Below are 10,679 nucleotides of genomic sequence, written 5' to 3' on the forward strand. Positions count from 1 at the left end.
TAAGAATTGAGAATTACGAATTGAGAATTACGAATTGAGAATTACGATAAGATAAACATACAGAACAATGAAGACCGATCACTATATATTAAGATTATTTTTAGTCATGCTGCTTTTTGGGGTAGTGGGAATGCGGGGGCAAATCACAACCACTTCACAGCCGCCAGAACTACCCAATATTATTCCGCCTTCGCCAACGGTAGCGAATTTGATGCAGTTCGAGGAAGTGCCTGTAGACAATTATACGGGGCAGCCGGATATTTCGGTACCATTGGTTTCAAAATCATTGGGATTTGGCCTTAATTTAAACCTTGCGTTGCGCTACAATACACAAAGTATTAAAATAGACAGCCGGTCTGGATGGACCGGTACTGGCTGGTCGCTAGAGGCGGGTGGCGTGGTTTCCCGCACAGTAAGGGATGTTGCCGATGAAAAGATGAAGGGTATAGGGTCCGAGAATAACCAAACCGGAATTTACCACCTTGATTCGTTCTGGTCCTATCCGCAAACTGCAGTAACCGAAGCGGATTACATTACACGCAACAGGTTTGCATGGAATACAAACGGTACACATCTTGATAAATATGACTCGCAAATGGATCTTTATCAATTCAGCGTACTCGGATTATCGGGCCGCTTCATTATTGTCAAGGAAGGTCCTGTCCTGGTCCCGAAATTACTTTCCACCGATCAAAAATTAGAAATTGGTTTAGACTATGATCCTGTCACATTCAAAATAAATTCTTTTACGATCACGGACGGCATGGGGAATCAATACCTGTTTACCCAAAGGGAGCTCACCGAGAGTACTTCGTCCACGGTTTCCTATAAGCAGTATTTTGAACCGGTTGCGCCCTCGTCGGTTCATCCTAAAACGAAAGAAGTAACGGCCTGGCATCTCACCCAAATATTCAGTAGCACCGGGGTTTTGCTGGCCACATTTAATTATGTCGGGGATGACGAGCCTGAAGAATTTGCTTCCGAAACTGATGAATCGTATGACCTGCCTGAGAATGTGACTACGAACAGGCTGCTGTACAGGGGAACGATGTATTATATTTATGGCATCAACACCTACAATAAGGAACAGTTTAAACCACTTAGTGTCCATACTTACACCCACGTTACTGTGGGGACCAAAAAACTAGGCCATATTTCTTTTTCTGATGGTACCTCTATTGATTTTACTTCGTCAGGTGCGGGAACCCATCCCGAAACAGGAGGTGTTTATCTTACCGGGCTAAAATATAACGATGGTTTAGCTATTAAGGACTATTCGTTTACGTACGAGACGGAGTTATCCAATCATAGGCTATGGCTCATGAAGGTCTCTGAAAATGGGCTTGACTATAATTTTGATTATTTTGAAAAGGACAGGCTTACCGCTTTTTCCGGAGCCAGCGATGCGTGGGGCTATGAGGTCTCTTATTTTCCTGGGCTTACTGTGCATGGCAACAACTTTTATGATCCAACCGCATATAAAAGAGGATTGCTGTCGAGTATTTCATATCCAACAGGAGGCAGGAAAGTGTTCCATTTTGAGCCCCATACCTATTCCTGGCAAGGCAATTTGCTTATTGAAAGTTTTGACGATGAGCCGCTCAATAAGAACCAGGAGTCCGTAAGCAGTCATTTTTCAGCAGCTAATACCGTCATTACTTTATTGGGCAGTGGTACTCCCATTGTCACGCTCTCACATAAGCAGGATGTCTATGCAACGGTAAACCTGCACTCCGGTGCCTTAAGTCCTTACATGCTTTCGTTTTACAGGATGAATCCTGATGGCACCCATCAGCCAAGGATTTATGCTAACATCAGCCTTGAGGAAGTGGATACCGGTTTTGTCACTCTGGAGGCGGGAAGTTATTACTATACACTCACCTATGGCTTTCTGCTTCCAGAAGGCTTGACAGAATGGGATGGCCTTGAACCAGAAGTTCAGGAGCCCGATACGACAAATCCTGCTATCGATGCGCATATTAACCTTTTTTACACGACGCTTAAAACCGGGGAGAACTACAAACGGTATTTTGCCGGGGGTGGGGTCAGGATAAAAGAAGTTTTATTTATGGAAGACCCGTCCGCATCGGTTCCTGTGCGAAGCGAGCAATATCATTACGACGAAGGGGACGGTGATGTCATTCCTTCCGGTATTCACCAACCTTCATTTTACAAAACGTCCCATTCATCGGGGGCAATTGACGGGAGGGCGGACCAACTCGTTAAAAAATATGTCTTTAGTGAACCGCGCTTCTTGTTTACCTGTTCCGAGAATTTTGTGGAATGTCTCCGGAAATTGAACGTCTCTTATGAAATTACCCTTAAAGGCGTCGCGGCGGAGCTTAGCAGGGGTAATTATGTAGGCTATAAGCATGTGCGTGTATCGCAGCAAGGGAATGGTTACAGTGACTTTACCTACAATTCACCGAGAGATTTCCCCAGTTTTCCTAACGGTTGGTTCGCCTATCCTTTCACGCCAGCGCAGAATGTCGATTATCGGCGGGGATTGATGACGAATTCCAAGGTCTTCGATGACAATGCGACCCTGCTTTCAGAAACGGTAAACCAGTATACATTTAAGGAAACGCTGGTTGCAAAAGATTATACCCTTTCAGAGGTTCCGTGTGAATGGAAACCGTTTTTCGAAAATTATGAGCATTATATCGCAACACCTATCCAGCCCGATTTTAATATACTGTGTGTGGGTTCGCCTTCATATAAAGATTGTTTCAATAATGATTACGGCTCCTGTGGCTCTCCACGGTTTGTGGGTCCTTACCTGCTCAATGGGACTGCCATTAATTCAGAATGGGCGAAGCTCACGAGTACAGAAAAAACCGAATATTTCGATGACGGTAATGGAACGGATATGGTCTACACGAAAGTCAGCTATGTTTACAACACCATAAATTATCAACTCAGCGAGCAGCAGACGACCATCACTAAAGGTGGAGTCCCCTTAAACTTTAAGACCAGCTACGTTTATCCTGCCGATGGTTATGACACGTCGTTGTTTACTTCAAATGCGGACCCCGCTCTCGATGAAAATGCCTGTATCGCTAACATGGTATCGCTTCATATGCTTAATGCGCCGCTGATTACTACGAGTTATAGGGACGGCGCGGTGATACAGCGTGTTGTTAACAAATATTACAGCAATGGATTACTGAAAGAAGTTGAGGTGGGAAAGGGTACCGGTAACCCGGAAGACCGCATTATCTATGGCAGCTACGATGATTATGGCCACGTACAGGAGGTATCACGACCGGGTGGCGCGCCAATAGCTTATTTGTGGACTGGAAATCTTCCTGTGGCGAAAGTAGAGAATATGACTTTTGCCAATTTAACAGCTGCCACTTCCGGACTGATGTTCTCTGAAAGCCAGCGCGGCGACCCTGCTTTTGCCAATACGATGGTTACGACCCTGAATTATGCACCCGGAGGCCTGGTAGCTTCGATTACGGACCAGAATGGGAAGTCCACACTCTTTAAATATGACGCTTCTGAACGCCTTACTGGGATCGTCGATGATCAGGGAATGCTAATATCAAGTAACGATTATCATTATGCTTCACAGGGGGGAGCTGACCCCAGGAACTGGATAAAAACCGATTTGTATCAGGAGGGCGTAGCCTATGGCTCATCACCATCTAACTTAAAAACCACTACCAAATCCTTCTTTGACGGCTTAGGCCGGCCTGAGCAACATATTGCCTACAAGCAGGCCGATGGTGGCGGCGATGTCATTACGCCGGTGGGGTATGACCTGCTGGGCAGGGAGTCCAAAAAATGGCTGCCCTATGTGCGGGGTACGGCATCGCTGTCGTTTGACGCGACGGAGAACGCACAGCAGACCTTCTACCAGGCGGATGAAAGCGTTACGGGTAATCCCCATTTTGATCAAACGGCTTATGCTTACAGCGAAACTGTTTTTGATGGTTCTCCGTTGAACAGGGTTACGGAACAGTCTGCCCCAGGGGCGGACTGGAAACGGGGCTCCGGGCATACGGTGAAGATGGAATACCTTACCAATGGCGGCAACGAGGTCAAGTTGTTTCAGTGCGTTTCGGCACTCAGTAGTGATCCCAACGTTAACGACCGGTATGAAGCCACGGTCAGCAGCCCTGGCAACTATGCTGGGGGTGAATTGTACAAAACCGTTACGACGGATGAAAACGGGCAAACCACGTCCGAGTTTAAAAACCCCGAAGGACAGGTCGTCCTCAAGCGCAACCATAACGGAAGCGAGGAGCTCGACACCTATTATATTTATGACCAATATGGTAACCTGAGCTTTGTCCTGCCGCCGTTGGCAGAGGGCTCGGTTACTACTGCGGTATTGGATGGATTGTGCTACCAGTACCGTTATGATAAACGCAACCGCCTGATCGAGAAAAAACTGCCCGGCAAACAATGGGAATTTATCGTGTATGACAAACTGGACCGGGTCACGGCGACTGGACCGGCCCTGGCCTCATCCCCTTTAGCAGTGGCTCCCAACAATGTGGGCTGGCTGATCACAAAATATGACCTATTTAACCGTGTGGTGTATACGGGCTGGAATGCCGGAACGGTGAGCAGCGCTGAGCGTAAGACAATGCAGGGCACGAATAACGGGGCCACTACGATCAATGAAACCCGGGTGGTGAGCAGGACCATTGATGGCAAAACTGTGTATTATACTAATGATGTAACGCCTGCCGTGGTCAAATTGCTCACGGTGAATTATTATGACAACTACAGTTTCCCGAATGTCGCTCCTATCCCTTCTAATGGTAAGGTAGAGGACCAGACAATACGAACTGCCTCGCAGGTCAAGGGACTGCTCACGGGGCAGTTCCTCAAGATTTATGGTGCAGAGAACCAGATGAAGGGCAATTACCCGACCTATTTTTATGACAGCCAGGGCAGGCAGGTGCAAAAGTACACGACGTTTTATATCAGTGGCGGGTACAGGACCTTTAACACCAAATATGACTTTACCGGGAAAGTGCTTTACAATTATACGCTGCACCGCAGGGCTACGGGTGCTACGCCGGTTGCGGTTTGGGATTATTTCAGTTACACCCCGGAGAATCGGGTGAAGGCGGTGACCCAGAAGATTGGCAGCAGCGGTACGGTCCAACTGATGGCCTACCACCATTATGATCATCTCGGCCAGCTTATTGGGAAGAAAGTGGGCGGAACGGATTTGACCGGTGCCAATGCCTTCCAAAACGTAAATTACAAGTACAACATCCGCGGTTGGATGACGGGCATTAATGATGCGGACGACCTGACGATTGGCTCGGACCCGAAGGACCTTTTTGCGATGGGGATCACGTACAATGGCGGGAGCGCACCGCTGTATAACGGGAACATTGCCAGGATTGACTGGCAGACGGGAAGCGATGACACGCCGAGGCGGTATGATTATGTCTATGACAACCTGAACAGGCTGCTTGATGCCACCTACAGCAAGCCGCTGGAGAATGTCGCGCGTGATTACTATGGCGAACATATCGCGGGTTATGACAAGAATGGGAATATCACGGGACTTTTGAGAAATGGTGGCATTAATGATACGGGGGTATTTACCCCGGCAATCGATGATCTCGACTATGTTTATAGTTCTTCAAACCCGAACCAGTTGCTCAGCGTTAGTGAGGGGCCCTGGGGATCGAGCATCGCCGGTTTTAAGGATGGCAATACGAGCGGAAACGATTATAGCTATGATGACAACGGCAATATGATAGCGGATGCCAACAAAAACATTAGTGGCATTACTTACAACCAAATGAATTTACCGCATAAAGTTTCGTTTGGCAATGGCGATAAAATAGAATACTTTTATGACTCGCAAGGCACGAAGGTACTGAAGATTGTGACGCAGGGCAGCACGGTCACGACGACTGACTATATTGAAGGCGGTGTGCAGTACACGAACGGCGTACTTGATTTTATGCAGACCCCGGAGGGGTATGTGAAGAATACGGTGGTGGGCGGCAACAACAATTTTAATTATGTGTTTAATTACACGGACCATGTGGGCAATGTGCGGCTGAGCTATGCGAAGGACCCGGCGACGAACGTTCTTAGTATATTGGGTGAGAACAATTACTATCCTTTTGGGTTAAAGCATGATTATAATGCTACGACAAGTGAGTTTATGAAGGATAGTAGTAATGCGGTGGTGTTGCAGGGGACGAGTTCTAAAAGTTATGCATACCAGTATAACGGGAAGGAATATCAGGGGGAAATGGGATTGAATTGGAATGATTATGGAGCGAGGAATTATGATGCGAGTATTGGGAGGTGGATGAATATGGATCCGTTGGCGGAACAGTATAGGAAATGGTCACCTTATAATTATTGTCTGGATAATCCAATTATATTTATAGATCCAGATGGAATGGGCGTGGATTCCTATTTTTACGATTTAAATGGTACGCTTGTCAAACACGTTGACGATGAACGTCCAGACGAAAAGTTTCTCATAATATCAGGAAAAACTAGTAACGAAGATGAGGTCAACAAAAGTATTAAAAATGGAGAATTTATAACAGTGCCTTCTAATGAAGCTATAAAAGCTATGGATGATTCATATGATAAATCTAAAGACACCAAAAATGAAACTGGATTTGTCGCAGCAACAGATGGCAGTGTTTCAAAAATAATAGAAGGTAGTAAGGATTACGTTAATCTATCAGAAGGGTATGATGATTTAACAGCCGCTGGAAAAACGACATCTTATGATGCCCACGTTCACACTCTCGAAAAAGATGATAAAAATACAACCGGCGGCGCTAGACCTTCTAGCAGTCAAACTACACCCGACGGTCGGCCAGGAGATGTTGAAAGTTACGGTAGAAATGGGAACAACAATAGCCTGAGTATAGTCCTTGGATTTAAAGTAGAGGAGGTGACAACTTCAAATAAATTTGGCTCAAGTACTTACACAAACGTTAGTAAAATGATAGGCTTCTATAACGGCACCGGGGGAGTTGGTCCCATTATCGACTATAACAAATTCAAGAGAACAGTAAAAAAAATAAATAAAAGTTGATATGTCAAAATATAAAGCCCTTCTTGCTATTCTCTTTATTCTTGAAAGTTGTGTAAGTGTTCAACCAATCGGGAGTCAAGTGAACGAAAGCAAATTTTCAGATTTTCTAAATCGTAATCAAAAAACAATTAGCCTTGACGAATCTATTGTCAAAGATTTAGATTTCACAATGAAAATTCCGGGCAAAATCATTGTCAAAACTGAAACGGTTGGACCATGTTTTATGCATGATTTAGAATTTGGTAATAAACAACGATTGATAGTATTGTATGTGCCAACAGATAAATATGAAACATGCAGACAAATATCAGATATTACTCACGATAGGTTTATTGAAGTGCTTAAAGAAATAGGCATTAGTTATTTTGTAAAAGAAAAGACACTAAACAAGAATAAGTATTTTGGCTTGAAGTGCATTAAAGATAATTTTTTTGTTATGTATTTGAATGTTGCGAAATCAGATTTACCAGATTATAATTATGCAATTAGTACTTTTAAATTTTTATAGATAGTTGGGGCAATTTATCAAATTAGGCCCCCGCTGGCGCATTCTATGATAAAAAACAAATATTAAGCAGCAAATTTATAAGTGTTTATAAAAGGTGTTTTTCTGTTTACCACGGAGAACACCCTGCTAATAATTTTGCATCTGATGTTGTTTATCATAGAATGCGCCAGCGGGGGGGATTAATTAAAATGAATTAATTATGGTAAATTATGTATTAATTATATGTTGTGTCTTTTTCATGTCTTTTGGAAGTTGCGTAAAAGAAAAACAGGTTCAAGTGAGTAGAAACTATGCTTTTGTTTTGAAAGTATATTCGGAAAATAATATCAATTATGTTGAAGCAGATTATGTTCAATATGTTACTGGTGATAGAGCTATTGAAGAAGCCAAGAAAAATGGCGATGCCGATACTCGTCTTGTCAATGGAGAGAAAGTGTATTCAGTACCTGGCGATTTTTATATCGTTAATGAGCATAATAAAATTAGAAAATTAGCTGTATCTGATAATGTAAAATTAGATTTAGTTAGTTCTAACGATTCTAAAAATAAAAAAGAGTTAAATACATTTGACGATTTTACGAACGATTATAAAGACAAACTGTTTTTATTAACAATTGAAAGCGAAAAAATCATTGAGATTGAAGAGGTATTTACTCCTTGATGATAAATACTAGACTGGTACTCCCGCGAGCGTCACGAACCAGATGGCTCGGATATATCTCGGAGCGATAGCGCGGATTTGCAATCCGTGCCCACACGCATAGAAAAACTACAATGCAACCGTTGCAGTTTTTTTATACTTTTAAACCAGATGGCTCGGATATACCTCGGAGCGATAGCGCGGATTTGCAATCCGTGCCCACACGCATAGAAAAACTACAATGCAATCGTTGCAGTTTTTTTATACTTTTAAATCAAACTAAACGCCATGTCAACAAAATACAAAGCCGCGACTACAGAGGAAGCCTATTTTATCACCATTACCACGGTAGGCTGGATAGACGTATTTACCAGATTGAGTCAGAAGTATACTATTATTAATGCGCTGCGCTATTGCCAAAACAATAAAGGCCTGGAGATTTATGCGTATTGCATTATGAGCAGCCATATCCATTTGTTGTGCAAAGCAACGAATGGTTTTTTATTGTCAGATGTTATCAGGGATTTTAAGAAATATACTTCAAAGAAAATCATTGACACAATCGTTGAAGAACCGGAAAGCAGACGGGAATGGATGCTTGACTATTTTAAAAAAGCATGTGAACATTTAAAAAGGAATCAGCAATTCAAGGTATGGCAGGATGGGTATCACGCTGAGGTTGTGCAAACGAATTGGTTTATAAAACAAAAAGTCAATTACATTCACTTCAATCCTGTAAAGGAAAAGGTTGTGTCAAATCCTGAGGATTATTATTTTAGTTCGGCAAGGAATTATTCGGGGCTTGAGAATGATTTGGAAGTGGAGGTGTTATATTTGTTTTGAATTGCGATTTGCTATGCGTGTGGGCACGGATTGCAAATCCGCGCTATCGTCCGTGGGATATATCCGCGCCATCTGGGTAAAAGACGGCACAATGACTTATTATGATTTATGGCCAGACCAGCCTGTAGGACAAACTGAGTTGCAAACAGGAGTAAAGGCCGATTATAATGGAAAAGTCATCAAAAGCCTAAATGATTTAAAATTTACGGACGTTAGCAAAAGTGGGGAAAGAGGTAAAGTAAGCCAAAATGGGGAAGGTCGCTCAGCGGACGGGATTGTAAAACTTACAACAACATCTGGACAAGATGCTATTGCTAAAGCTAAAGCCGCTGGTGAAATTGCGGGCAATAAAGACTATAATGGATGTTATAATAATTGCTCTACCTTTGCTCAAAGAGTAATTAATAGTGTTTTTAATATTAACGCTTCACAACCCATAAGGCCATCGGGAATGTTGAGAGCGTTATATAACGATGCAAATACTGTAGCACCAAACAACCTTTATAATGCAGCTTTAAAAGTTAAAGGAGCAACTAGTATTAAAGGGCCGAGTAGCGTTACTGCTAAGCCTTATTTAGAGTATTTTGGAAAAAGAAACAGGACACCTTAAAAAATGAAAAAATGAAAAAAATTTGCCTCGCTTTGATTATACTACAATTCTATTCCTGTGAAATGAGTAAAAAAATTAATGTTGATTCAACGCCATTATCAACAGTTGTAAAGTTTATCTCTTCCGAATCTTTTATTGATACTGTTGAGGCCAAAAAATATATTGATATTGAAAAGGTTTATAGCAAATACATTGATAATGAAAATGCCTCCGCTCAGAAAGTTTGGGAGAATAGAATCGCCTTTTTGTCAAATTTGAGTAATGATAAAAAGTTTACACCGCATTTCAAATTCTATAACTATACAATAAGTGAACAAAATTCAAAAAAGATATCGAAAATCACCTTCACTTCAAAAAGACCGAATGAAGGAATTAAAGCCATTGAATATTCATTGGCATTAGACGCAGGTGAAAACTGGAAAATTATTGATATAGAATATAGAAAATAATTTTTTTAACCTATACAAATCAAATATAACAATACCAAATATTGCCACCGAAAATTTACAGGACAAGCTGACAAAACCACATTTTAACGGTGTGGTTTTTTTATTCCTTAATATTATCGATTTCGTCAACATCGCCATTTTCAATATTACACCATGCCATTTGAAAAAAATCGAATATTGAATTTTTTGTTCCTATAGTCACACCATCACGCACTAGTTTTAGTCTGATTTTCGTTTCAGTAGTTTCTAATACTTCAAAGGTTTGAACTTGAAATAATTTGTAGATTGTCCTTGCATGAACCGCTCTTAAAACAATATTGTAGTCAGTTTTATTCCTCATCATACTGGAATAAATCATGCCATGCATTTGTCTTTCTACTTGTCCATCAAATAAATTTTTCATCATGCATTTGGTAACTGCGGTACTCAATTTATAAAGATGATTTGTTTCTTGTGTTACATCGGTGTAAAATAAAACCAGATGGCTCGGATATATCTCGGAGCGATAGCGCGGATTTGCAATCCGTGCCCACACGCATAGAAAAACTACAATGCAACCGTTGCAGTTTTTTTATACTTTTAAA

The 10,679-nt window shown here is 42.1% G+C and carries 7 protein-coding genes; 6 read left to right on the forward strand and 1 reads right to left on the reverse strand.

Annotated elements, in window-relative coordinates:
- The first annotated feature begins 67 nt into the window (after positions 1 to 67).
- From CFE23_RS14505 to CFE23_RS14530, 6 genes are all read left to right on the forward strand, one after another.
- Complete coding sequence (locus CFE23_RS14505; RefSeq protein WP_291089444.1) at positions 68 to 7,045, forward strand: DUF6443 domain-containing protein; 6,978 nt, start codon at positions 68 to 70, stop codon at positions 7,043 to 7,045.
- A 1-nt stretch (position 7,046) separates the two neighbouring features.
- Entirely contained in the window at positions 7,047 to 7,553 is a 507-nt protein-coding gene (locus CFE23_RS14510; protein WP_291089447.1) for a hypothetical protein, read from the forward strand.
- Between the two features lie 199 nt (positions 7,554 to 7,752).
- Positions 7,753 to 8,214 carry a hypothetical protein gene (locus CFE23_RS14515; protein WP_291089450.1) on the forward strand — a complete coding sequence of 154 codons (462 nt, stop codon included), beginning with the start codon at positions 7,753 to 7,755 and terminating at the stop codon, positions 8,212 to 8,214.
- A 267-nt stretch (positions 8,215 to 8,481) separates the two neighbouring features.
- Positions 8,482 to 9,036: a transposase gene (locus CFE23_RS14520; RefSeq protein WP_291089453.1), complete on the forward strand. Its 555-nt coding sequence runs from the start codon at positions 8,482 to 8,484 to the stop codon at positions 9,034 to 9,036.
- 91 nt (positions 9,037 to 9,127) lie between these two features.
- Entirely contained in the window at positions 9,128 to 9,646 is a 519-nt protein-coding gene (locus CFE23_RS14525) for a hypothetical protein (RefSeq protein ID WP_291089456.1), read from the forward strand.
- Positions 9,647 to 9,657: 11 nt separating this feature from the next.
- Positions 9,658 to 10,095: a hypothetical protein gene (locus CFE23_RS14530; protein WP_291089459.1), complete on the forward strand. Its 438-nt coding sequence runs from the start codon at positions 9,658 to 9,660 to the stop codon at positions 10,093 to 10,095.
- A gap of 100 nt (positions 10,096 to 10,195) precedes the next feature.
- Here the strand turns inward: CFE23_RS14530 and CFE23_RS14535 are convergent, their stop codons facing one another.
- Positions 10,196 to 10,501, reverse strand: coding sequence for a hypothetical protein (locus CFE23_RS14535; protein WP_291089462.1), 306 nt, complete (start codon positions 10,499 to 10,501; stop codon positions 10,196 to 10,198).
- Positions 10,502 to 10,679: the final 178 nt, after the last annotated feature.

Source organism: Flavobacterium sp. BFFFF1 (genome assembly GCF_002256285.1).
In the GTDB taxonomy this organism is placed as follows: Bacteria; Bacteroidota; Bacteroidia; order Flavobacteriales; family Flavobacteriaceae; genus Flavobacterium.

Coding starts and splice junctions, on each gene's coding strand:
- CFE23_RS14505 (WP_291089444.1), top strand. CDS start 68: ATGAAGACCGATCACTATATATTAAGATTATTTTTAGTCATGCTGCTT.
- CFE23_RS14510 (WP_291089447.1), top strand. CDS start 7,047: ATGTCAAAATATAAAGCCCTTCTTGCTATTCTCTTTATTCTTGAAAGT.
- CFE23_RS14515 (WP_291089450.1), top strand. CDS start 7,753: ATGGTAAATTATGTATTAATTATATGTTGTGTCTTTTTCATGTCTTTT.
- CFE23_RS14520 (WP_291089453.1), top strand. CDS start 8,482: ATGTCAACAAAATACAAAGCCGCGACTACAGAGGAAGCCTATTTTATC.
- CFE23_RS14525 (WP_291089456.1), top strand. CDS start 9,128: ATGACTTATTATGATTTATGGCCAGACCAGCCTGTAGGACAAACTGAG.
- CFE23_RS14530 (WP_291089459.1), top strand. CDS start 9,658: ATGAAAAAAATTTGCCTCGCTTTGATTATACTACAATTCTATTCCTGT.
- CFE23_RS14535 (WP_291089462.1), bottom strand. CDS start 10,501: ATGATGAAAAATTTATTTGATGGACAAGTAGAAAGACAAATGCATGGC.